This window comes from Nocardia sp. NBC_01329 (assembly GCF_035956715.1).
Taxonomy (GTDB): Bacteria; Actinomycetota; Actinomycetes; order Mycobacteriales; family Mycobacteriaceae; genus Nocardia.
Map to the genome: position 1 here is coordinate 2592444 of NZ_CP108381.1, position 25532 is coordinate 2617975.

The window sequence follows — 25532 nt, forward strand, 5'->3', positions numbered from 1 at the left end:
TGATCATCTGCCGGAGCAGAAGCTGCCGCCACCGCACGCCCTGGTTCGACTCGACCGCTACGTCGAGTCTGGCCCGCAGATCCTGCACGAGCGTTGCCGATCCCCAACTCAGGTATTCGGCGTCACCACGGTAGGCACGGACCAGATGTGCCCGCGCGTCTGTGAATTTCCGTTTGGCGATCAGCACCTGGTCGCGCGCCTCGACCAGCCGATTCGCCAGCGTCCCGATCCTCGCGGTCCGGGCGCTCGCGGCCTCGGTCACCTCGACGTGCGCGATGAACAGGTCGAGAATGCGCAGTTGCCTGACCAGCTGGACGTCTTTTGCGCTGTACCCACGCTGTTGGAGCTGCGCCACCAATCGGGAGCTCGTCAGTGTCAAGTGCTGCGGGCTCAGCGAATCCTCGTCGGCTTCCAGCCATCCGGCGAGCTGCGCGGCGAGCGCCGCCCGACGGTTATGCCATGGCGGCAAACCTTGCGGCCCCAGGTCGAACCACTCCATCCCCGGTTTCCACGACGGCTGCTGCCACTCACGCGCTGCCAGTCTCTCGGCTTCGGCGCGAAGCTGGATCAGCTCGACACCCAATTCGATACCTGGCTCGACGGGCGGACGACGCCTGGCTTGCCGGGCCAGATCGGCCAGTCGGCTGTCGAACACGTTGCGCAGCAGATGCACTCGGGTCGTGCGCTCGGCTTCCCGTTCGGCGATGGTCAGCAGTTCTTCGAGGACCCGCACCTGCTCGTCGCGCTCCGGCCCACCGTAGAAGATCTGCTCCACACGGGCCTGGTCCAGTCCCTGTGCCAACCTGGCCAGGGCACCCACGAGTTGGGTCGGCGAATCCGGGTCCAATCCGTGCGCACGGACGAGATCGCGTTCGGTGTCGTCCAGCTCGCCCGACTCTCCTTCGGCGTCGTCGAGTTTCTCGGCCAGATCGGCCAGCTCCACCGTCTGCTCCGCGAGTCGATCCAGTTCGTCGGCAGTATCACGGCCGTCATCGAACCGGTCCCTGGCGGCCCGCACACCTCGGTTCACCTCGGCCAGCAACCGGATCTGGGTATCGTTGCGGTCGATCTCCGCGAGCAGAGCAACCACCCCGTGGTAGCGCAGCAGCTCGTTGTGCGCCGACGCCCACTCCGAATCCAGCAGCAGCCGGTCCGGATCCGACGCCGGCCCATCCAGCGTCTGGCCGACGAACAGCGGGTCGGTCAACACCACCGACCAGCGCCGCGTCTCCTCTGCCAGAGCTGCCGCGGTGGCGTTTGCGCCGAGCTGGTCGCGGGCGATCAGCGCTGCCATCGTGTCCCGCGCGCGACCGTAACGCTCGGCAAGCTTCGCACGTTCCGATCCCGGAAACAGCTCCGCGCCCGGCCGCAACAGCCCAGCCAGGTCCAGATCGGAATTTCCGTCGGCATCCTCGTCGATTTCGGCGAGCCACGTGTGCAGTTCCACCGCTGCCACCGTGCGGTTGTGGGCGGCGACAACGGCCTGCTCAGCCAGCCGATGGTCGAACTGGGACTGCGCAGAATCGCCGACGGACCACGTGTGCACAACTGGCAGCGGCAGATCGCCACCGGTCTCGACGGCCTTCAGCATCTGTGCTTCGAAAACCCGGGTGGCGGCGTCGACCACCTGCTGGACGTCGGCGCCCACGCACAACAACGACAGCAGTTGCGGTTCTCGCGATCCATTCGACAGCGCCAGCCAGTTCTCGTGGTGCTGCCGCACGGTCAACTGCATCCCCTTTTCAGGGGAGATCCCGTTCTCCTCACCTGCCGACAGATGGATCTCGAGGCGAGTGCGCGAGCCGAGGTCACCGACGGCGACCACCGAACCATCGTCCGCCAAGACCGCCACCTCCGGCGAACCAGGCAGCCCGGCGACAGACCGCACCAGCCGTCGCAACGCGTCTGAGGTCTGGGCCTGCGCCGTATCGACACCGGACGCCCGAGCCTCCCGCAACCGAGCGGCGAACTGCTGCACGACGGCCAGGTGCCGCGCCGAGAGCGGCGCGCCCCGCAGATTCACCACGAGTTCCGGGTACAGATAGGCAACGTCGTACAGGTCGCCGGAGCTGCGGCCGAGTTCCCGCAACAGCGCCATGACCTGCCACACGGTGTGATCCGGTGCCAACTCCCGCAAGTGCGACGCGAGCGCTTCGGCCACGACCCGCCGTCCGGCGTCGAGCTGGACAGCGGCTGATTCCACCAGCGGATTCCACGGTTCGCGAAGGTCGATCCCGCCGCGCGACGTATCCGCGCTCTCGGTGTCGGCACTGCTCAGGTCATCCCGCGCCGGCGCCACGACCGGCTCCGATCCGGGAACGAGCTCGAACCAGACGACCCGGCCCGCATCGCCCGCACGCTCCACCCCGGAGCGGTACCACTTGTCCCGGCCGAATGTTTCAGGCGCCGGAGCAGCGACGAGGTGATCGCTGCTGTCCGACAGCGTGACCCGCAGCCGACCCTCGGCCGCCCGCAATTCGATCCGGATATCGCCGCCACCGGTGAGACGCATATCGGTGAACGCGCGGTTGAGCTCGGACAATGCCTCGGCAGCCGACTGCTGCGACCAGCCCCGCAACTGCGCGGCCAGCCGATCACGCAGTACGAACTGAAGATCCCCGGCCAACGCGTCCGCGGCGCGGACCGTCGCCTCGAACAGCGGTGGCGAACCGAATTCCTGCCGGGTCGGGTGTTGCGGTGCGTCCTGTGCCGGTTCCGACGCGCTATCGGCGGCCCACACGCCCTCCGAGCGGCCCAACCAGGTGGTGAGCCGGTCGTGCAACTGCCGCAACACCGGCCCGAACTCCTCGGTGTTCGAACCCGGATCGACCTGCCTGCGGGCAACGAGCCGGCCGTCGACCCGGTCCAATTCGACCGTGACCCGCGTCGTTCGCCCTCCCTCGAGGCCGACGGTCAGCGCGACCGACAGGCCGGTCGCGCTGCTCTGCAGTCCAGCCACGGTGACCCGGTACCACGCCGCCCCTACCGCACCGAAACCGGTGAATACCTCATCGGCGTCGGCGCCACGCCGACTCAACACCTCGTCCGGCGCCGACGAATCGGCGGCGACCTCGGCGTCGAGCCACATCATTCCCTGGCCGTCGTCGGTAGCCACCCGGCGCAGCACCTCGTGGCGGGCGGCCGCGCGGACCTGCACCGGTAGCCCAGGCGCCGCGGCCAGCACATGCGGGTACCGCGCCAGCAACGCCTGTCGCGCATAGGGCGGCCATTGCCGCCAAGCCCGAAGGCCGGCCGCGGTCCGCTCGCGCGTCGCGTCCCGGCCGATCTCCGGGGGTAGCAGCATGTTCCGGATATCCGCGAACCCGGCCCAACGCAACGCAGCGCGCACCACGGCCTCGGCACTTCCGGCCGCGAGCGGGATCCGGGTGGCATCGGCGCCGAAATCGGCGACCGTCATCGACCAAGGAAAACGATCCGCCAGCGACTGCGCACTGCTCGCTGTGTCGACGAGTTCGGAACCGTTGCCGTTCTCGTTCGTCACGAACCACAACCGGAGCGGGCCCACTGTGCTGTCGCGGCCTTCCAGCACCATGCCGGCCACGTCATCCGCCAACTGGACGCCCATGGCTTCCGGGTCTCCGGCGCGGGGGGCGCCGTCTGATTCGACCCACCACATCGCGGCAATCGGACTTGTCGGCATCTCGAAACCGTCCATCAACCGGACGAGATCCGTATCGACGGCGCCGCTGTTGATCTCCGTCACCGACTGTCGATCGGAAACGGTCGTGACGTGCACGAACAATTCCTGTGTCGCGTGCACATCGCCGACGGTGAGTACGGTGGGCGCCGATTCACCCGGCAGACCGATCGACAGCAAGTGGACCGGCGGATGCCCGGGCAGCTGAGTGGCCCATCGTTCGGCGACGGTCAGCCGGTCCACCCAGAGGTCCAGCTCCGCCAGTTGCGCCGCGGTCTCCTCGGTGCGCTCGGCGACCGGCAGATTCCGCAGTCGCTCCCGTTCCTGGGCCAGGGCGGAGCGGTTCACCTCGTCCAACGAGGAGTTGCGCGAACCATCGGGCAGCGATCCGGTATCCGGCGGCGTCACCGGCAGTACATCACGTGGCGCTATGTAGGACGGCATATCCGGACCACGGTCGAAGCGCGCGCCCAGGTTACGTCGCGGATGATCCGTACCGGGGTGGTCCGGTGGCTCCTCGCCAGGCTGCAGTTCGTGCAGCGGTCGGCCGTCTTCGTCGAAGACGATGCCGTAGAGCGGGCCTTCGGGTTTGTCCCATTCGTCGAACGGCACATCGCGCACCTGGTTACCCAGGAACTCGTGCACCCGTACTACCCCGTCATCACCCCGGTACACCACGAACAGGTGCGCGCCGACATCACCGAAGTCGACTGCCCCGAACACCGCACCGCCGCTTTCGGCGATCACATACATCTCATCGAGCGAGGCGAAACCGCCCGGCAGCCACTTCGCACCCGTGGCCAGCGATACCGCCCGCGGGCTCATACCGTCCAGTTGAAGTTTGCGGTCCTGCAACGACGGCGCGCGTACCGGCAGGCCCAGAACTTTCTCGCCGAACCACAATCCGACCCCCGCACACAATTGCGGTGTATCGCCGAGTAGGTGCAGCACCTGTGGCGCAGTCGGGCGCTGCGGCAGCGCCGAGCCGTCGGCCTGCGACAGACCGGCGAGCGGCAGCGGGCCTGCCGGCAGCTGTGGAACGGCGGGTAGCTGTGGAACAGCAGGTGAGGTGCCCACTCCGTCGATCGGACCGGTGACCGGGCGGCCGCCGACGGAGTCGTCGATGAGTTCGTGTCGTTCGATATCGGTCCCGGCCCGCGACAAAGCGTCGGTCAGTGCCGTGTCCAGTTCCGCTGTCTGCGCAGTCAATTCGCGGCGGCGAGCGATAACGGTGGCCCGGTCTCCAGGGTGACGCCCGGACAGGGCGGCGAGTTCGTCCCCGGCCCGGCGCAGTTGCCCTGCCGCGGAATCGAGTTGCCGCGTGTGCCACTGCAAGGTGGCGGTCCGCTGCGCCCAGTGTGCGCGTGCGTCGGCCGCGTCGGCCAGCTGGAGCAGCGCACTGGAAACGCGCAGTCGTTCCGGATCCGGCTGGGATATACCCAGGAGTTCCCCGTGCGAGCGGAGTTCGCGACGCCACAGCTCACTCGCCCAGTCCCGCTTCGAGCCGAGGATGCCGGCCAGTTCACGTGACGGATCGGATGCGGCGTCCCGCAAGAGATCCGCGAATAGTACTGTGGCGGCCGCGTTTTCGGCGCGGGTGGCACGCAGTGCGGCGGACACCGCTTCGATTCGGCCGATTCGCTCACCAGCGGCCAGGAACTGCCCGAGTTCGCGAATCGCCCGGTCGTGGTCGCGCAGCGCCCCGAGCCGGCGCTGTACCTCGCTCGGCCCGGCTTGCTCGTCCGGTCCGTTCCGTCGGTCGGCGGCTGCTCGGTCCACCTGCCGCAACAACGCCTCGAAACCGCCGCTCAGTTGAGCTTCGGTCGGCATGCCCAGACCCAGGCCCCGCAGCAGCGTCTCGACCGGCGCGGCAAGCCTCGGACGTTCGGCCCGCAGCGCCGCCAACTGTTCTGGCCCCGGTGCGGCGAAGTCCTGATTTCCGGACGCCGCGATCCGGATCTGCCTGTACCACAGCTGGCTCGCGGCGGCCGCGCGGCGCGCGCGGACCAGCTCGGGACCCACCTCGCCGCGCAGCGCGCGCGGAGTCCGAGACTCGTCGCGCACCGCCTCGGCCAGGCCGCTGTCGAGCAGTTCGTCCAGCATCCGGGCGGTGGCGGCGTGCCCGTCGAGTTCCCGGTCCCATTCGAGTTGATCACGCAGCTCCAAAAACTCCCCGGCCAGCCGGGCGCGTTCGACCACGACCTCTTCGACAGGGTTGTTCGGTTCGCGCCCGGCGAGTTCGGCCGGAAGCTGGGTGAGTTCCGCCAGTTCCGCGCGCGGCATCCGCGTCGGCGGGGTGTCGGTGTCCAGTAGAGCACGCAGCAACATGCCGGTGTTCTCGTAGGCGCTGCCCAGCTGCGTCTGCATCCGCTGCTGCGCCGCGCGGCTCAGGTGCATTCGCGATGCTGTCGGCTCGGTATCCAGCCGTTCCCGTTCGCCGGCCAGCTCGTCGAGCCGCGCCGCCTGCGCGGTCAACCGGCGATATCTCTCGCTGTCGCCGCCGTTGCGGACCTGCTCTCGGGCGGCGTCCAGCCGCTGCTGCAGGTCGGCGATCGCGTCGGCGCGCTTCTGGATCGAGTCGATCCGATGCAGTAGCCGGGTGGTCTCGTACCGCCAGCGGAATTCCCACTCGGCCGCGGCGAGTTGCGCGGACTTGCCGGTCCGGTCGCGCAGATCTGCCAGTTCCTGAGCGAGCAGCGCATCATCGGCCAATACCGTGGGCGACACCGCGAGCAAGTCGGCCAACTGCCTGCGCGCCGCCATGAGGTGGGTGTCCCAGTCCGCCCGCGCCGACGAATCCGGCAACAGCACCTGATGCGGCTCCACCCACGTCCCACGTGCGGTGAGGTCCGCCCGCCGAGCATCCAACCGCAATCGGACAGTGAGGGCCAAGCCCGGCACTCCGGTGTCGGTCTCGTGCAAGAGGCGGGCCAGTTCCGGGCCGAGGCCGCCACTCGACAGCGGGGCCGAATCCGCTCGGAGTCCACCGATCGGCTCCTGCAGGACGGTGCCACCGGGCGCGCGAGGCATGTTCGCCGCACCCATATTCGCTATGGCGAACGCCTTGCCCCGCTGGCCGCGGGACCGCCCGTTCACGAGTGGCACCGCCGCGGTCCCATCGTCATCGAAGACAATGCCGTGCACACCGACCACACCGACCAGGCCCCGTGACCAGACGTCGAACGAGACGGGCTTCAGGTTCCCGTCGTGCACCACGACCTGACCGTCCTCATCCCGGTAGATCGCCACCGCATGCGCACCCACCACGTCCGGACGCTGGAAACCCTCGAATGCCACCTCCACGAGGATCGCACCCTGCTCGGGCACGGCGCGTTCGAGCTCGTCGAAGTCCGCGAACGGCTTCTTGTTCCAGTCCGCACCCACCACCAACGCGGCCAGCTCACCGCCGATGCCGTTCGCGGCCACACCGAACAGCTCCACCATCGCCAACCGGTGACGCAGATCGGCGACCACCGAGTCGGTTTCGGGATCCACGCGCGAGTCCCGCAGTCGAGCTTTCAGGGCGCGTTCCAGTGCGATCCGCGCAGCATGCCGGAAGCAGTCGTTGGCAATGCCTTCCAGTCGATGCGAGGGCAGCCAGGCCAGAATGCCTTCCCCCGGGTACTCGACAACGACCCGCTCACTCCGGCCCGCCAGCGCCTCATGGTCGTGGGCGGTCAACACCAGGCCCGAGGCCGCGGAGCGCGACGAATCCACAGTGGCGGACTCCACACCGTGGTGCTCGACCAGACGCACGGCGGACACCGGCCGCCCTTCTGCGGCCCGGGTGTCCAGCATGTCCGCGACAGTCTGCGCCAACGCCGCACCTGGCCGCCGGTCACCGCCCGCCGCGGACTCCGGGCCGAACCACACTACCGCCGCCGTCGGCCGCTCGGATGCCGCGACGTCACCGATCGCTGCGGCCGTGGCCCGCTGCAACGCCTCCTCCGGCGAGGGTAGATCCCGGTCCACCGCATGGAAACTGATGTCGTGCGCGGTATCCGGGTCGCCGATCACCAGCAGCGAGCCGGTGGTACCGATCATCTGCACATCCGGATGCCCCGGCACCTGGGCGGCCCACCGCTCGGCGGCGGCCAGCAGGTCCACCCGGGAGTTCACCAGCGCCAGCTGGTTCTGCTGTGCCGCGGTGAGGGTGCCCGACTTCGACAGTTTTTCCCGGCTGCGGCGCAACATCAGTCGCATCGCCTCGTCCCGGGCGGTGCGCGGGAAACCTTCGGTGACAGCAACTACTTCCGGCAACGCTCGGATCAGCGTCTGCCGGTTGTCCGAGTCGGTCCGTTCGGTGTTCGGGTCGGTCCATTTCCACGCGAGGGCGTAATCGAGCGCCGAGCGTGCCCACTTCCGGATGCTCCGCATCCGGGCCGCCGCACGGTTGTGCTGCTGCTGGCTGTACCCGGGGTCGTGCTCGGGCAGCACTCGACGCGGTTGGGCATGCACCGAGTCCACGCCGCCGCGATGTGCTTCGATGCGCTGTTCCAATGCGCGAACCCGGTCGGCGGCCAGGTGATACCACCGAGCGGCGGTGAGCACCCGCTCCAACAGGGCATTGCGCTCGCGGTCCGCAGCGGGCAGCTCCTGCCCCTGCTCGGCCAGGGTTTCGGCCAGCTCGTTCTGGTCGACCAGGAATTGGGATATTCGGCCACGCGCGGCCGCGTGATCATCACCGGTCAGCGCGACGACGGAAACGGACAACTGCGTGACGATGCCGACGGGAAGCATCCCGACCACCTGCCGCAGGGAGTGGGATGCGCGCTCATGTTCGGTGGCCAGCGCCCGGTGCCCGGCCCGCAGGCCGATCGGGATCGGCGGGCCGGCGGATCCCCCGTCCTGGCGCAGCATTTCCACCCGCCGGTCGCGGTCGCCGAGCGGACGTTCCAGCCCCAGATCCGCGATCTGCTGCTCCGCGCGCCGAACGCGATCCAGCGCTTCCTCTTGACGGCGCCCGGTGTCGAAATGGTCGACCGGAGCAATGGAATCGTCGACAACGGTGCTGACTTCGGGCAAGGCGACCGGGCCCCACCCGCCGTCCAACTCGGTGACCGGGCGCAACGCGGCATCGGTGGCCAGCCCCTGCACAGCCGTATGCACCTGGCGGGTGGCCTCGTCGTAACGCCGGGTCGTCGTCTCGTCCACCTCGGCGGACGGGTCCGCGGCCGATAGCTCGTCGTTCGCGGCATGCCACTGGGCCACCACGGCGCCGTAGTCCAGCAACCGCTGTCGCTGATCCGGCGAAAGTCCCTGCGGCATATGTGCGCCCAGCAGATCGATGAAAGCGCCGACCCGCTGCTCGGCTTCCCGATAACGGTCGACCGCCGACTGGGCCGCCGCACGCACCCGCCGCTCCGCAGGCCCTGCCTCGTCGTTCGCAGGCCGAGGAGCCACAGCCCTGTCGTCGGGGCTCGCGCTGGGCGTTGCCGGCGGGCGAGCGCCCGCGTCGTCGTCCGGAACGACGATGTTGCGGGGACCGTCCGGCGGGGCCTGGACACCGTCGGGGTGTGTTTCGCTCTCGTCCTCTTCTTCAGGTGGTGGCTGCGCCGGCTGGCCGGTGCTCCATCGGCGAACGTTGCCGGTGTCGGCGGCCGGTGGAGCATTCGCCGAGTAGGTGATTCCGCTCCGGGAGGCCAGCAGATCTTCCTCGACCGCAGCTTTCATCGCCGGAACGGCCACGTCCCGCAGCGTCGCTTCGGCTTCCTCCAGCTCCCTCTCGGCCTGCGCGAGCGTTTCGGCGCTTTCCTGGGAACCTTCGTCGTTGTATTTGTTCTGGGCGGCGACCTTCGCTTCGACCGCATTCTGGTATTGGACGACCTGGGTCACGACACCGTGATCGGATACCCGGCCCCAGAAATCCTCGGGCGAGATGTAGTGGACGGCCGTGCCGGGGGTACCGCCCGTTTCCCGGTCGGCGCCGGACCCGCTGCGCGCGCTCCGGCCGTCGACCTGGTCGTTCACCCGCTGCGAATACGCCGGTCCACCGCTGACCTTGACATCCACCCCGCCGATCTTTACACCGTCGATCTCCACACCCTCGAGCTCGAGTGATTCCTTGGTGGGTGTCGGGTCGGCGCCGCGACTGCCGTCCTTGTTGGTGATGTAGATGGTGCCCGGCGCGCCGAATTGCTTGATCTTCTCGATGACCAGCGCCTCCGCGTTCGAGTTGCTGCCACCGTGTTCGGCATAGAAGTCCGCGTCCACAACGTCGAAGTCCAACTGGAAGTCGTCGCCGTGAATCTCTTTCCCGACTATATCGATCCAGTCGAGCAGCCCTTTCTTTCCAGCAGCCGCGTCACCCCGGATATCGCCGTTGTCCATACAGACCACCCACTGCGGACGCCCCGTCTGTACTCCGTCGACGATCCTCGCATCCGCGAGAATGTCACGAGCCATACTCTCGAGTTTCGCTTGCGCATCCCGCGCGACAATGGGGTCGAGTATGAATCGATTCGACTTGTAGAACGTGGGGAGCTCCGCCACCGGCCCGACACCGTATTCGTCGTAGAGCGCGCCCTCAACCCCTTTGTCCTCCTGGCCCTCTGCCCCCTTCAATGTCCCCGACGTACCGGAGGGCCGGAAGAGCAATTCGGTCCCGATCAGCTGCCTGTCCGACATCTGCAGGGAGTGCTCTTGGTTGGCCCGGACCGCTACGCCCTCCTTGAGGTCGACGAACTGACCGACCCCCTGCCACTGCACCTCGGTCGACTTTTCCCGATCCCACATCGGCTTGTCGTTGGTTTCGGAGGCGAGAATGCCGATCTTCTCTGCGCCATCGGAGCTGCCGGGCTCCTTGCGCTTGATGTAGTGAGTGCCTCGCTCCACTCCCCACCGAGCGTTCGCCGCATGGCCGAAATATGCCGCGTCCTCGACAGTCACCGGGTCTCCCGGAACCTGGTTGAGCTTGGCCAGCGCGGTCGGGGTCAGCTGCGCCGACCACATCCCCCGGGTGTTGTCGGGCTTGCCGAAATCAGCTGCTGTCAAACCGTATTCACGTTCCGCGATCGTCAACCGCTCCCAGATCCGCTGTAGCTCGGCACGCTCCTCCGTGGTCGCATCCTTCGCGGCCCCCGGCGACAGCACACACTGGGACCTTCCGTCGAATATGGTGTCGAGTTCGTCGATGGTGAGTATCCCGGCGGCGAACGGCTCGTACCGAGTGTCCACACCGTGTTCTGCCGCGGCCGCATCGAGCCGTGCCTTGATCTCATCGATGGACGGTTCCGTATTCATCCACTGACGCAGCGCCTGCACGTCGGCGTCCGAGGCGCCACTGGACCCGATCTCGTTGATCATCGCGTCCGCGGTCTTCAACGCGCGGAACAGATAATCCTCTTTCGTGCCCACAACGATCCGGTTGCGGCCCTCCACCACGTCCGGAAGCGCATTGTCCTGATCCATCCGGAGCGTATCGGTTTTCAGATCCGAGTCCGGACGCGTCAGGAAATTCACCAACTCCTCGACCAGCTCCCCCGCCAGCAGATCACTACTCGTCCACGCATGCGCGACGCCGTGCTCGATCGCGTCGGAGACCAGCTTCATGACCATCACGATGGTCTTGCCCTCACCGGTCTTCATATCGACCGGACCGTGTTTCAACAGCAGATATCCTGCCACCTGCGTTTCCCGCGCCACCCGATGACGATCGTCGCCCCGGCGAATCCACTCGGTCATCGCCAGCACCCGTTCCTGTGTGGAACCGTCCAGCATCGCATCGATCAGCCTGTTCGCCGCGACGCCTTCCACCGCGGGACCGCCATCACGCGTACTTCCCACCTCACGAATTGCCCCGATCGCACGAGCCGCGTTCAGGGACGCGCGCACCCGTTCTCGACCGACCGCCCGGAAAACCGCGGCCCGGTCGGGGAACAACCCGGCCTCGAACGCCTCCATCCGCAAGACGCCCGCAGCATCCGCGATCGCCACCGATTCGGCGGCCACCGTCGTCAGCACGGCATCGTGCTCGGCGACGGCCACGTCATATGCGGCCCGGTCGCCGGCCAGCTCCTGCCGGGCCTGCGTCGCCGCGCGTTTCTTCTCGGCCCGCTGGTCCCGCAGGGCGTCACGATGTTGTCGCTGCGCTTCCTCGGCCGCCGCTTCCTGTTCTGTCAGCTTCGCGCGCGCGGCCTGTTCCTTCTCGGCCGCCTCTCGGACCCGCTCCTTCTGCTGCTCGAGCAACGCCTCGTTGCGCTGTTGCTCCTCCGCGAGAAGCTGTTCCGCCTCGGCCCTGACTGCCTGCACAGCCGGCGAATCCGGGTCCACCCCGGTCGGCGACGCCGGGTCGTGGGCGGTGTCGTCGGGATCGGTGCTCGTATCCGGGGCGGGGTCGGCCTCCGGTTCCTCGTCCAGCCCGTCCTGGCGCCTGGCCTCGTCCTCGTCACGGGCCGCCCGCAGTCGGCCTGCCACCTCGGCCATGGCCTGGCGCGCAGCGTGATAGGCGACCAGGTCGGTCAGCCCCGCCTCCAGCTGCGCCGTATCGAGATCCCCTGTGGGCTGTGGCGTCACGGGTTCCGGCGCGGCCGTCGTGCACAGCGCCGCGACACCGGTGAGGCTGCCCGTCGCCCCGGCGGCGCGGGCGTCATCGGCCACGTCGGCCAGTGCGGCAGACACGTTCCCCGGATTATCGGCGAAAGCCCGGGCGAGCGTGGACGGTGGGGTCTCCCGCAGACCGGCGGTACGCGCCAACAAGATATGGGTAGCGGAGACCGCGCCGGAGGTGAGGTAGCGACCGGTGTCCGCCGGCGGGCCGCCGCGTATGCCCTCACCCTGCTCGTTCTGCGCGCCGAAACCGAGTGCGTGCTCGAGTCGCCGACCGGCGCGACCGAGAGCCACGTCCGCGTCCACTTCGCTGCCCGCGATCACATGGCCCGCGTCGCCCGCGACATCGGCCAGGATATTCCCGACCGGTGAGTGGTCGAAGGTCACCGTTCGCGCCGCATCCGGGTCGGCCGAGTCGAGCACATCGACCCGGGCATCGCCTACCCATCCCGCCGTGTAGCCACCGGTCTCGCCCGCGTGACCGGGGTCGAGCACAACCACCGCGAAAGAAGCCTGCGGCGGCATAACGACCAGCAAGGCACCCGCGTCGATCGCCCGCTGCGCCCGATCGCGGTCCGCGGCGTATTCCTGGTCGGTCAACTCCAGAACTGCAGTCTGCGCCGCGTCGATTGCCTCGCGCACCATCCGAGTCCGGTCTTCCTCGGTGACCGGGACACCGAATTCTCGGTGCTGCTCCAACGCGTTTCGCAGACTTTCCCGGGCCGCCGACGCCGCCGCACTGGCAGCACGGTGGCCGTCGATCGAACCCGGAGTCCCGCCCGAAGCGATGGCGATTCGGAACGCTCGCCCGTCCACGACAATGACATCGGCGGCCATCGCATCCTGGATGGCATCCCGCCGTATCCCCCGATCACTCACTCCCGCAACGGAGTCCCGGTCGAGAGTCATCCGGCCCAGTCGTGCCCAGTTGGCCTGCAGCGAGTCGGTCCACTCGAACACATCGCTGATGATTTGAGACATCTCGGCGCCGGACACTCGAGGCGTCGTGGGATCGGAGACTCCGGCCAGCGTCGCATCGCGTGCCTCGCGCATCGCCGTCACCGCGGTCGTCGCCAAGGTGGCATGCCAGCCGGCATCGTGCAACCACCGCGCCGACTGCTGGTCGCCGTCACGAACCTGAGTGACCAGAACGGCACACTGGTCGATCACCGCGGCCAGCTCGTGGTAGTAGTGCACGTCCGACGACAGCAACTGCCATTCGCGCGACGAATCCTGCAGGCGGTTCAGTTCGGTGTCGAACCCCGGCAAGTACAGCGCCCGCCTGGTCACTTCGTCGACCTGCAGCGCTGCAGCCGCGGCTTCTACCTCCTGACGTGCGATGTCCAGCTGGGTGCTCAGCTGGGTGACGGTCGAGGTCAGCTGCCGCTGTGTGGTGGCGCGCCGCTGCGTGGTCTCCCGATCCCGCGCGGAGCGGCCGTCGGCAGGTCGTGCAGCGTTCTGCGCGGCCCCCGAATCTGGCATCGATCGACCGTCGGTCGAGGGCCGAGGTGCGTTCGCGCCGTGCTGAGTGGCATCCGGGCCCGACGGGAACTGCCCGCTCGGATCCGGGTTCGAGGACAGACCCTGCGCGGCCGTTCGGGCCTGCTCGGCCAGCACGTGATGGCGCCGGACGACGGCTTCCAACCATTGGAGCCGCGCTGGGTCGACCTCTTCGTCGCGTAGCCGGGTCAACTCCGTCTCGAAGTCGTCCGACAGCAGCTCCGACAGCTGCGCCTGCGCAATCTTGTCCGCGAAAATCTCCACGTCGCTGTGCGACCCCGCCCACAGCGCGAGCGCGTTCGCATGCGCATACAACTGCATTGCCCGGACCTGTCGTGTCGAAGGCGGGAGCGAATACAGTTCGGCGAAGGTGTCGAACGCCCGGCTGAGTTCGTGGTATCGCGGCACGATCAACCGCAGCCGCTCGCGGGCGGCGAGGATCAGCTCCAGTTCCGCCACCGGCGCATCGTCGGCTACTGTGACCCCGGCCAGCTGGTTCAGCGCCTCAGCGAACCGCGCCGGATCGCGGAGCGCGTCGAGGTCCGCGGGAGTGATCCGGCCGGTCTGCACCGCGTCGGTGAAGTCGTCGATTACTGTGCGCTGCTGCGTGCGCAACTGATCCAACCCCTGATCCAGCAGCTGCTGAGCCCGCCGGGCCTGCTCGTCCCGGAAGAATTTCGCGGCGGCTTCGCGCTCTTCCTCGGTGGGATCATTGCCGGCCCCGGCCCCGGCAGCCAGCGACGTCAACGTACCGTCGCCACGGATCCCCATACCCCAGATCCGCTTCGTGTCGGCGGGGACATTATCCGGGTCGAAGGCTCTCGGCGGCCCCTCACGTGGATCATCGATCATCACCACGCCGTTGTCGACATACAGCGTCACCGAGTGGCCGAGTCCCACTCCGTCCGCGTTCCGCTCGGTGGAGGCGTAGACCACGATCAAGGTGCCGTTGTCGCCGAGCTCCTCGACCTGCTCGTTGAGCACAGCGTGTTCCGGCACCGCCTTCCAATCGCTCTTGGACAGCTGCCTACGCGCTGCCGCCAACGCCTGCAACTGGTCCCGCGCGGTCTCGGCTCTCCCATACAGTTCCTGCGCCTGCCGCTGCGCTGCCTCTCGTTCCGCGCGCAACCGTTGCTGCGGGACCTCGTCCAATCGGGTGAGTCGCCGCTGCAAGTTCACCCGTCGGCGCTCTACGGCCGCTTCGTGCAGTTGCCGCTCGAGCCGCGCCGCGTCCGCTCGCAACTGCTGCTCACGCGCTTGCGTTTCCTCGTGCAGCTGCTGCTCGCGTCGATCCAGTGCCTGCACGACATCAGGATCGGGCTCCGGATCCCGGCGCAGCTCTGCACGCTCCGATTCCACCTCCTGTAGCTGCGCCCGCAACTCCTGCTGCACAATCCGCAACTGCGACTGCAACTCCTGCTGCACAATCCGCAACTGCTTCTCCAAGGCCCGCTGCACAGCCGGCGGCGCCGAACGCAGTTCCCGGATCGCCGCATCCATGTCCTGCTGTATCGCCCGCTGCTGTTGAAGCAACCGGCGGCGAGTCTTCTCCGTCCGCTTGAGCCGTTTCTTGACCCGCCTGCTGACCACGCTCAGCAGATTCTCGGCCATGCCGGCATAGCGCCCGTGCTCCGAGTTGGCCCGCTGCCGCAACCGCATCGCTTCCTGTCGCGGCGTGGTGCCCCGATCACTGCCCGACTCCACCAGCTTTCCACCCATGTGGTTCTGGAAGTCCGTCGAGGAGATCCCGCCCAATCCCACATGCCCCATCGGCTGTATACCCGCGTTGGGATGGCGGCGAATGACCGTGGCTACCGTCTGCGGCGCAGACTGGTCGGTCATATCCGCGGTGGGGTCCGGATCATTCTGCGGCGCGGGTGCTCCGGTGTCGTCCGCCTCGGGGTCGGCGGCCGTGTCGTCATCCTGGGTTGCGGTCGAATCGTCCGAGTTCTCGTCGTCGTCCGTATCGGTGGTATCCCTGGTGTCCGGAACTCCCTCCGGCTCAGCACTATCGGAGGTATCCGTATCCGGTTCGCCGGTGGTCGGATCGATCGCGGTCGTACTACCGCGATTCGCCGGGTTCACCGCAGCCGGATCGGTGCTCGTGTCGGCCCGAGTAGCCCGACTCGCGGCATTCGGGTCGGAGTCGCCGACGGCCGAGTCGTCCGGGTTCCGGCTGTCCGGATTCACCTGATCAGACGAACGAACCGCATTATCCTGATTTGCGCGGGTCACCGCAGCCGGGTCGGAGTGTCCGGTGGACGCGACGTTGTCCGCTGACGGATCGGTAACGGCTGCCTGTATCTGACCATCCCCAGGCACTGCACCCGGCTGCGGGGTGGCCACCCCGGCGACGGGAGTGCTGGGCCTGGTCGTGGTGGTCGAGTCGTCGGACTGTTCCGGCGATACCTGGGCCGGCGTTTCCGAACTCGTCGACCCAGCCGTGCTCCGGGGGCGGGATGCGCTGGAGGCCGGGCCCGGTGTCGACGCCCCAGTGGGCGAACTCGCGCCACGCACCGAACCGGGCGTGCCCGACGCCGGACTGCCCGCAGCTGCGGCAGCGCCTGAACCCGGTGCCGTGACAGCGGATACGCTCGGGGAAGCGCTGGATGCTGTCTCCCCATCGGCATCGGTCGAAGCGGCGGAACCCCCTGTCGTACTGTCGCCGGTGGAAACCGAGCTGACCGCGCCGTCCGCCCCTGCCACTGTGCCGCCGAATTCAGCGGTCGTCGCGTCTGTCGTGTCCACCACCACCACGGGCGCACCGGGCACGGCAGCGCCGGAAGATGGACGGGCAGAGCCGGAATCGGCAGCCGTATCTCCGTCCTGAGTGGTTGTGTCCGATCCGCGTGCCGTCGCCTCGGCGCTTCCGGAATCCGATCCATCGGCCGCCTGCTGTGTTGCCGCTGCGGGGTCTCCGACGCCCGAAGGTTCGCCGTCGGCGGCGCCCTGGGCGTTCGTCTGGCCTTCTACATCGGTGGTGGCAGCACCGTCGCCGCTACTCGTCCTGCCGTCCGAAGCAGTCTGTCCGGAGCCATCGGAACCCGAAGGTGATGCGGCGCCGTCGGGAACCGGGCCACCCGAAGGCAACGCGGCACCCTCGGGAACCGGACCACCCGAAGGCAACGCGGCACCCTCGGGAACCGGACCACCCGAAGGCGACGCGGCACCCTCGGGAACCGGGCCACCCGAAGGCGACGCGGTGCCGTCGCCCCCGATCATGAAGAAGTCTTCACGCCTCAGCGCTTTACCGGAGTAGTCCGTGCCACCGTGCCAGCCGTAGTACATACTCGGCCCGATACCGCCGAATACCCCACCGGTAATCGAGCGCGGATCCAGGGTCCAGTCCCCGTAGATCCCTCCGTTGGCAAGCCAGGCCCCGAGCGCACCCGCTACGCCGGCGGTCGCTCCGACGATCGCACCACGGCTCAGCCCGCCCCAGCGGTCGGGTCGCCAGGGCAACCGACGCGCCATGTGGTGCCCCACGGCCCCGGTGCCGCCTCCGCTGAGCCCGGCAAAACCGGAGATCACGGCATTTCGGACGAGAGCATCAGTGTTCCAGCCCTCTTGGTAGTCCATCTTCTGCAGAGCCGCCTGCACCCCGGCTTCCTGGGTGGTGCCCTGGAAGATCTCGACGAGGGCTTCCTGGATCATCTCGTAGATGACCCTCGCAGTGAATCTGACCACCCCGGCGTTGGCGATCACCTTTCGCAGCAGCCAAGCGATCGCCGAGCTCAGCCGCTCGGCGATGATCTGGAACTGCAGTCGCGTATAGGAAATCGCTGCGAGTTCGATTCCGGGACCGAACGGCCCCATCACCACAGCCCAGGCCAATTCACCGGCCAGCCAGGACAAACTAATGATGCCGTTCAGTTTGGCCGCGACAACTTCGCCTCCGAAGCCGTGGATCCCGTCCGCCAGGCCGCCGTAGGTCTTTGCCGCGCTCGCGGCCTGCTTCCGGAGATCTTTCAGCCCATCGATGATCAGCTCACCGCCGGAGCCAGCCGGATAGGAATCCTGGATCTGGCGGATGGCATCGTCGATCTTCGGCAGCTCTTGTTCCGCGATCTGCTTCTGCAGACCTTCGAATCCCGCCTTCATCACATCGGCGAAATCTTCATTGCCGACCGGGATCTCCGCACCGGCTACCCAACCGAGCGTCCATGCCAATTCGGCCGGAGGAAACGGGATGGCCACGTCAGCTCACAACCGCTGCTGAGTGATGCGACCCGGGCGTCGTCGAACCGGGGTTTTCCCGGTTCGACGACTCTTCACCGATCACGACACGACATCGCAAGGTCACCAACTGGAATCGGAGACCTCGGGTGCCCGGCCGGGGGAATCGCGACGGTGGTCGACATATTCGACGTCGGAGAACGTCATCGCCGCCTCCTCGGCCGCTGTTTCGATGGCCGAACGCTCGACCGAACCAGGTGCGGCAGTTGATACTTCCGGCTCCGGCGGCATCTGGAATTCGGGTATGCCCTCGAGGACATCCGATAGTTTGGGCCGATCGGCCCGCGCGGCCATCAAGGGTTCAGCCAACTCGTGGGCTCGGCGGGTGACCTCTTCAGCTGCCTTCTGTGCGGCTTCGGTGACCGCGGCGGCGATCTCGTCGTAGCTCAATTCGTCGATATCATCGGCGAACACAGTCTCGATGACCGCGCTGTTGGCGTTCACGGTAACGGTGACCTTCTTGTCCCGCACCGATGCGGTGGCGGTCAACCGGGCACGCTGCTGTTGCAGCTGCGCGACCAGTTTCATCTGCTTTTGGAAACTCTCCAGCGCCGACGCGGCCGCGTCGGAGTATTGGGACGACATGGATCAGACCGTCCACCGGATGCCATGGCCGGACGGATGCCCGGTCCCGTTCAACAGCGATGTCACGCCTGCGCCCCTTGCCGTTCCTGGAAGCGCTGCTCGAAACTCTTCACGAAGGTCGTCGGGGCGATCGACGAGGACGAATGCTCCAGCACGCCGTCGTCGGCGATGTAGAAGATGGCCCGGCCGATCGCGATCTCGCCTCGCGGCACCGGCACGTACACCATCCAACCGCAGCTGAACCGGTCGGCGGCGAGCTGGTCCAACGGATATCCGGTGGTGTCCAGACCACGGCCGTCGATATAGGCGCGCACCCGGAAGATGGCTTCCTCCTCCGGCATCTGTTGTGGCAGCGACGCGACAACACCGGCCAATGCCAACTGGTACATCGCACCGTCGACATCGAACCGGCCTTCGGCGAAGAGGTTTACCACAGTCTCCCTGGTAACCACACCGACCTCGGCCGCAGACACCAGAGCTGCTGCAGCGGAACGCTGTTCTGCGCTCGGCGGCTGGGCAGCCAGACCCGCGACGATGCCCACCACGGTGTTCGCGGTCCACACCCCGGGCACTGCCGTGGCGCATTCCTCTGCCGTCGGGGACTCACCCCGGTACCAGCGACCGCCCTCCCACCAGTAGGTGAACGACATCAATCCGGTCGCCGCTCGCGGGTTCAGCACCGGGTTGGCAACCCAATCCGGGGCACCCGCGAAGAACTTGGGCATCGAGGCGCCGTCGTTGTAGGCAGCGTCCAGATTCGGGGACTCCCACACACCGCCGGACAGCACCGCCCGGCCGTTCGGCAGCGAGTACAGCGTGGCGCCGCCGCGCCGCGAACTCTCGAACCAGCCCATCGACGGCAACACCCGGGGCCCCCAGTCGGAGCGAGCCGCCACGAATGCCGCCGAGATGCACGCCCACCGCGCCCACATTTCCGGGAAATCCGGGAACTCGTTCTCCGCCAATATCGGCCACACCTTCGCGGCCTTGTCCGCCCGGGCTGCGACCGCGGCCTCCTGCGGCGTCCGCGTCTGACGGTTGCCGTGACCGATGTAGGCCGCCAGCCACACCGGCAGAGTTTCACGGGGGTATTCCGTCAGGTCGGCGCGATAGGCCTCCGGATCGAACAGCTGCCCTTCCGGGAACGGCTCGTCACCGAAGTCGTAGTCGACCTCGAACTCGCCGGCGGAGCTCAAACGCACCAGCAGGCGCCACCACGGCTCACCATCCAGCTCCGCGACCAGCGCCCGATGCTCTCGCGCCTGTTCCAGCACCGCCGCAGCCGGTTCGGTCCGCATCGAACGCTCACCGTCGGAATAAACGACCTCGGCGACCCCGGTGGTCGTAGTCAGCACGAACACCGCGTCCAACTGCAGCCAGCCGGCGGGGCCGGCTTTCCCGAGCGCGTCGGCGAGCTGCCGCGCCAGCACCCGATCCCGACTGTCGGCAGCGATCTCCTCGGTCGGCTCGGCCGCACGTTCGGGTTCGGCGGTACCATCGGCGGCGTCCGGAGCATCCGGGAGACTGAAACCTACATCGGGCGCCTCGTCCTTCTCGTTGGCGTCGTCCGGGTTTCCGTTTTTCTGGTCGCTCACAGTCCGCTTCCGCCGATCGTCATCACGTCTACCCGGCTATACTTGCACAACCCCGCGCGCCGACCTCTCCCAAGAGCGGGAAGCCCCCGAGATGCCGGAGCGGAGTGCCGGTAAGCCTCCCCGAACAGCCGGAACGTCTCCCCTGCCGATGCTGTCGCGACCGAGTGACTTGTACTCACGAGAGGTCAGACCACTCGCCGAATATTCTCGCCGGAAACCTTTTCGGCTTCGTCGATAGCCGCGGCCCCGTCGCGGCTACCACCGGCGTACTGGTCGAACGATTCCGATAGCACGTCGACATTCGAGAGGGCCGCCTTGCACTTGGCACGGAAGCCGTCCTTCCCGTCCATGAACTCGTGACCGAAATTGTCGTCACCACAGGCCTTGGCCATATGACCCATCGTCTTGGTCGCCTTTGCGGAAATGTCGGCGAAATTATCGCGGAGTTCGGCCAGTAGATCGGCCGCGTGGCGGAGACCGTCGGGATCGGCCTCGAAATTCCTCGACACAGTGGATCCTCATCTTTCCCGGTGGCTTGCTCGGTGCGATTTTTTCACGACATCACACCCCTTTGTTCCCATCTCTGGGAATTCGGGGCCGACGACTCGTGACCGAACGTAGCGTCCATTCGAACAGCCGTCCACTGCCGGAGCATCGGCAGTCCCAACCCCGGCGTTCTGCCTCCGGTCCACCGTCGACCGCACCTGGCTTCGACGACGACGCCTTCCTCCACCGTCGTGGCCGACAGCGAGGCCTCGATCGGAACTCTGCGTTCGGGGACGGGTCTGCTGTGGTGCGGCCCGTAACGGCGACGCACCGGGACCACCAAGGGTATTGTCCGCCGGCAGCTCGACGCTCCAGGCGTCCACAGCGGGACGAAACCGTTACTCCCGCTGCCTTACGAACCTCTCCAGCGCGGTGGCCATGAATTCTCCGACACCCGGTACAGCATTGCACCGCATCGGTTCGACGGACCTGCCCGAGGCGGCATCCTTCCTGAGCGTCTTACGCGACACGTACCAGTCCGAAAACCCATCGCTCCGCATGCCGCGCAGGGTCACGTTTCTCCTTCCATCCCCGGGCGTGTCCTGCCGTTCACGGCCCGACACCCACTCATGACATACGAGGAGAATCAAGGATCCACGGGCTGTGATCGCTCCAGCGGTACCGGTCGATCATTATGAATTCGGGCAGAATCTCCGGTCCCTTCCACCAAGATCACCCCGGCCGCGCGCGCGCGTCGTAAGGTTGCTCGTCGAGCTGAACTCCGTCGCGGTCACAAGCCAACGCAGACAGTTCGTTCGAGCGATGATCCGCCCCCGGGCGGGAGTCGCCGTGGTTCACCTGTGTGGTAATGACCGGAGCCGTTCACTATCACCACCGCGCACCCCACACGGCGGCGGCCGCCACAGCATCACAAATGCCGGGCCGCGCCCGTCGATTCCTGCTGTCCGAAAGAAGAATGTGTCCAGAGTTTCCACCCGCCTCCTGGTCCTGCTGCTGACCCTCCTATCGGTCGGAGTCCTCGGCGGCGGCGCCACCGCCGAACCGCTCTATCCGCAACCGGATCCGGACCCCTTCTACACCGCACCCCCCGACCTCGCCGCACTACGCCCCGGCGATGTGGTGCGCACCCGAAAGATCGATACCGGCGTGTACGTGGGCACCGAAGGCTGGCAGGTAGCCTTCCGGTCGACCAATTCGCTCGATGAACCGATCATGGGTATGACCACGGTGCTGATGCCCGCCGGTGTGAAAAGTCCGCCGCTGGTCTCCTATCAGGCACTCATCAACTCGCTCGGCACCCGGTGCAATCCGTCGCGATCGCTGTTCAACGGCGAACTACAGGACGCGGTCGGGGCGATGCTGCCGATCGGGCGCGGCTGGGCCGTCTCGGTACCCGACTACCTCGGTCCGAACGTCGCCTATGCCGCCGGCCGGCTGAGCGGCATGGTCACCCTCGACAGTGTCCGCGCCGTGCAGCGGATCGCCGAACTCGGCCTCGCGGACTCCCCCGTCGCCCTGGCCGGCTACTCCGGAGGCGGTCTGGCCACCGGCTGGGCTGCGGCGCTGCATCCCACCTATGCGCCCGAACTGAAGATCGCCGGGGTCGCCGCGGGCGGTATTCCGGCGGATCTGGAGGAGATGGCACTGGGGCTCGGTTTCGCACCGCACCCGGGTTTCGGCCTCGCCTTCGCCGCGGCCATGGGCTTGGAGCGGGAGTATCCGGACCGATTGCCGATCTCGGATCAGCTCAACGAGAACGGTCTGTGGTTCCGGGAGTTCACCCATGACGCGTGCCGGCGGTTCCTGCTCTTCCACGGCGCTTTCCGCAGCGCTGAGCAGATGGCCGCATCCAAGAGCCTGATGGACAGCCCCGAGGCCCGTCAGGTCCTGCGGGAGAACAGCCTGCGTCACTTCGACGGTGCGCCGACCGTACCGACCTACCTGTGGCACGGTCGTTACGACACTCTCACGCCGTACGGCGGTATCGCGGAATTCGCCGATCGCACCTGCCGTGCGGGTGCACCGGTGAAACTCACCACGTACGACATCGCCGAACATATGACCGCCGCAGCGGCGGGTTTCGCCGATGCCTGGAATTTCGTGGAAGCCAGGTTCCGCGGTGAACCGATGGCCCGCGACTGCTGAGCAGCGACGCTACCGGTAACGCGCGGCCCGTTCGGTGAGTTCACCGGGCGGGCCGCGGCGGTACCCGGGACCTGCCCCACCTGGTTCATTCGTCCGCGTCACGCCCCACCAGTCGTGGATGGTCGGGATGACCGGCGATCGAGTACTCCGTCGCGAGCCGGCGCAACCCCGCCATATCCGTCGTATCGGCCATCACTTCGGTGTCCAGGTCGAGAATGAAATGCCCCGGCCGAACGAATCGAGCCGAGCGGCCCAGATCACCGTCGGGGTGTTCGACGCTGACCACGCCCGATATCGCCGTGATCCGGCCGTCCTGGTCGTATTCGATCTGCACGCGCACGGGGCCCCCTCATACGGTTATCGGATCGGACCAGGCTATATAGAAGTAGTAGTAGACGGGTTCTCCCGCACCACTGTTGTGTATTTCGAAATGCGTCTCGTCGTGTCCGCCCCGATAATGGGCAATGTTCCGGACGGCTATCTCGCTGCCGTTGTCGCAGAAAGCGGAGAAGAGGTAGAGCCGGTTCTCCCGGCCCCATTCGCCGCCGGCTGCCCACCAGCGGTCCGTCTCCCCCGGTGCCAGCGGACCCCCGAAATTACAGAATGAGCCAACCCAGTTCAATGGAACAACCTGAACCATCGGTCCTCCCTGGAATGATCCTCGAAAGCGCCGTCGCTCGGTACGGGTGGAATTCGCGGTCGAACCGGTCCGTAGCCATTATGGCCGCGCGAGCGGCGACTGTCACGGCCGGAACGGTATCGATCATTCGCGGCGGTGCGTAGCGGCGCTGTCCCGCAGCGACCGCAACGCCGAATCCACCGCGTGGTCGGCGTCGCGGCTGCCGTGCAGCGCGACTCCTAGTTCCCCCGGTTGCAGCGGTTCGAGGGCGGCCAGCTGGGAATCCAGCAGTGCGGCCGGCATGAAATGCTGCTCCCGGCCCGAGATCCGCTCCAGCAGCTCATCGCGATCCGCGGTCAGCAACAGGAAGTAGGTGCTCGGCGCTCGGTCGCGCAGCAGGTCGCGGTAGCGGCGTTTGAGCGCCGAACAGGCTATGACACCACCGGTGCCCTCGCCGACGCGAGCCCGCAGCCAGTCGCCGACCGCGGCAAGCCACGGCTCCCGGTCTCCGTCGTCAAGTGGGACGCCCGAGGTCATCTTGGTGATATCGGCCCGGGAGTGCAGATCGTCGGCGTCGGCGAAGGGCACCCCGAGACGCCGGGCAAGCAGCCGGGCCGTGGTGGTCTTACCGGTACCCGACACACCCATCACCACGACGCTCGGGATGCCGGAACGCGCCTCGATATCCGCCGTTCCCACGACTCTCATCGACTCCTGTCGATCTCGGCGGGCCGGCGCGACCACACCGGAGACACCTGCGGTGGCCGCGGGTCACGCGACCGGGCGAACAGTACTCGCCACGTCCGTGGTGCTGCCCGGCCGGGCAGACAAGCAACCGGGCGGGTCGCCGGTATCACCGAGGTTCACCAGCCGAATGCTCATCGCGCCACCGCGTCCACAGCTCCGCCGGATCCGGCCTCCGGCACCGACCGCCGCTTCCGCCCCAGTTACGCGGTTGAGCTCGTTTCCTTCGTGCCCCGGTTCCGGTCGGGCCGCAGTCGGCAACCGGCCTGCCACTCCGGGAGCTCTACCTCGGCGATATCTCGAAAAGCCGGAACCCATTGACACACCGGACTATTCGTCTCATCGGTCCGGTGCGATTGCCGAATTCCGAGCCCCGCCTACCGGACCCGACCAGGACAGAGCGTCTGGACAATGGTTCAATTCCGGGCGTACGCCCGGAATTCAGGAGGAAATCGAATGGCAGTGCGTTACGCGAAAAGAGAACAGACCAAACTTGTCAATCGGGTGAAGAAACTCATCACCCAGGGTAAGTCGCTCAACGCGGCGTGCACCCAGGTCTCGGAAGGCGAAGGCGGCCTCCCCGCCACGAATACGCTCGCCAATTGGGTACGGGCCGCCGGGCTCCCCGAAACCATCCCGCCCGCCGACGACGCGACGGAACCCCCGAAGCCCCGGCGTCGCGTCCGCGCCGCAGGCAAAGCGTCCGGTAATTCCGCTCCCACACCGGAAATCACCGAGGCGATCACCCTCGGTGACGCGGTGGACGGTTCCGTCACCGACACCCTGGTCGCCGAGCCCACCGAGCCGGCGCCGGAGACCACCGCTGAACCAACGGCAGAATTGGTTCGGGTCCGGCCCGCGGAAGCCGCCGTCGATTCCGTCCACGGAATCGACGACCTGCTGGACGAGAACCACCGGCTGCGTACAGCATTGAACGAAGCCAATCGGGAAATCCGCGCCATGCGCGATCTCCTCGTCGTGTACGCGAGCCGATAGGCCCAGCGCGGCCGGGCCGGAGCGCAGCCGAGGGGCGGTCGAGGTCGCGAGACGCCGGCCGGCGCCGGCACCCGGTAATCCCTTCGTGCTCCGCTCGGAAATCAGACACAATTCCGCGGTGATCATGCTGGTTCCCACCGATGTGCTGCGCCCCGGGCCGCGGACGATCATTGCGCTGCTGAAGCCGACGCCGCCCGGGCGGCCGATCTCGAAGTAGTTCTCGTGGACCACGAGGAGTTGAGCGCGAGACCGGGACCCGGGGGGCGGCCTGCCGTTGCGGCGGATTGAGCCCGGTCGGCACCGCGACCTCTTCCCGCCGCAACCCGGGCGTCCGGCGACCTGCTTCGGGCAGCCCCACCGCGGCAGGGGTCAGGTTTTCACGCCGGCTACGCAGGAACTC

The 25532-nt window shown here is 67.4% G+C and carries 9 protein-coding genes (1 of these 9 only partly in view); 2 read left to right on the forward strand and 7 right to left on the reverse strand.

Going from position 1 to position 25532, the window contains the following annotated elements; translation table 11 throughout:
- The 4 genes from OG405_RS11715 to OG405_RS11730 all read right to left on the reverse strand — a co-directional run.
- Positions 1-17902: the start of a LuxR C-terminal-related transcriptional regulator gene (locus tag OG405_RS11715; RefSeq protein WP_327151656.1), read on the reverse strand. It extends 82634 nt beyond the left edge of the window; only the first 17902 of its 100536 coding nucleotides appear in the window; it begins with the start codon at positions 17900-17902; its stop codon lies beyond the left edge, outside the window.
- Between the two features lie 102 nt (positions 17903-18004).
- On the reverse strand, positions 18005-18526 hold the full coding sequence (locus OG405_RS11720; RefSeq protein ID WP_327151657.1) for a YbaB/EbfC family nucleoid-associated protein: 522 nt from the start codon (positions 18524-18526) through the stop codon (positions 18005-18007).
- Positions 18527-18588: 62 nt separating this feature from the next.
- Positions 18589-20121 (reverse strand): hypothetical protein, encoded by a 1533-nt coding sequence (locus OG405_RS11725; protein ID WP_327151658.1) that lies wholly within the window; start codon positions 20119-20121, stop codon positions 18589-18591.
- 185 nt (positions 20122-20306) lie between these two features.
- Complete coding sequence (locus OG405_RS11730) at positions 20307-20630, reverse strand: hypothetical protein (protein WP_327151659.1); 324 nt, start codon at positions 20628-20630, stop codon at positions 20307-20309.
- Between the two features lie 955 nt (positions 20631-21585).
- Between OG405_RS11730 and OG405_RS11735 the strand changes: the two genes are divergently transcribed.
- Positions 21586-22773: a lipase family protein gene (locus tag OG405_RS11735; RefSeq protein ID WP_442790696.1), complete on the forward strand. Its 1188-nt coding sequence runs from the start codon at positions 21586-21588 to the stop codon at positions 22771-22773.
- Positions 22774-22858: 85 nt separating this feature from the next.
- Here OG405_RS11735 and OG405_RS11740 read toward each other — a convergent pair whose 3' ends face one another.
- The 3 genes from OG405_RS11740 to OG405_RS11750 form a co-directional block, all read right to left on the reverse strand.
- The gene (locus OG405_RS11740; RefSeq protein WP_327151660.1) at positions 22859-23113 is read right to left on the reverse strand and encodes a hypothetical protein; all 255 of its coding nucleotides are present in this window, start codon (positions 23111-23113) and stop codon (positions 22859-22861) included.
- A gap of 9 nt (positions 23114-23122) precedes the next feature.
- Positions 23123-23413: a hypothetical protein gene (locus OG405_RS11745; protein ID WP_327151661.1), complete on the reverse strand. Its 291-nt coding sequence runs from the start codon at positions 23411-23413 to the stop codon at positions 23123-23125.
- A gap of 123 nt (positions 23414-23536) precedes the next feature.
- Positions 23537-24100 carry a gluconokinase gene (locus tag OG405_RS11750; RefSeq protein WP_327151662.1) on the reverse strand — a complete coding sequence of 188 codons (564 nt, stop codon included), beginning with the start codon at positions 24098-24100 and terminating at the stop codon, positions 23537-23539.
- A gap of 492 nt (positions 24101-24592) precedes the next feature.
- On the opposite strand from OG405_RS11750, the gene OG405_RS11755 reads away from it, so the two are divergent.
- The gene (locus tag OG405_RS11755) at positions 24593-25132 is read left to right on the forward strand and encodes a hypothetical protein (protein ID WP_327151663.1); all 540 of its coding nucleotides are present in this window, start codon (positions 24593-24595) and stop codon (positions 25130-25132) included.
- The last annotated feature ends 400 nt before the right edge of the window (positions 25133-25532 follow it).

Excerpts from the sequence above, each read along its gene's own strand:
- OG405_RS11750 (WP_327151662.1), bottom strand. The coding sequence starts at position 24,100 with ATGAGAGTCGTGGGAACGGCGGATATCGAGGCGCGTTCCGGCATCCCG.
- OG405_RS11745 (WP_327151661.1), bottom strand. The coding sequence starts at position 23,413 with ATGGTTCAGGTTGTTCCATTGAACTGGGTTGGCTCATTCTGTAATTTC.
- OG405_RS11720 (WP_327151657.1), bottom strand. The coding sequence starts at position 18,526 with ATGTCGTCCCAATACTCCGACGCGGCCGCGTCGGCGCTGGAGAGTTTC.
- OG405_RS11755 (WP_327151663.1), top strand. The coding sequence starts at position 24,593 with ATGGCAGTGCGTTACGCGAAAAGAGAACAGACCAAACTTGTCAATCGG.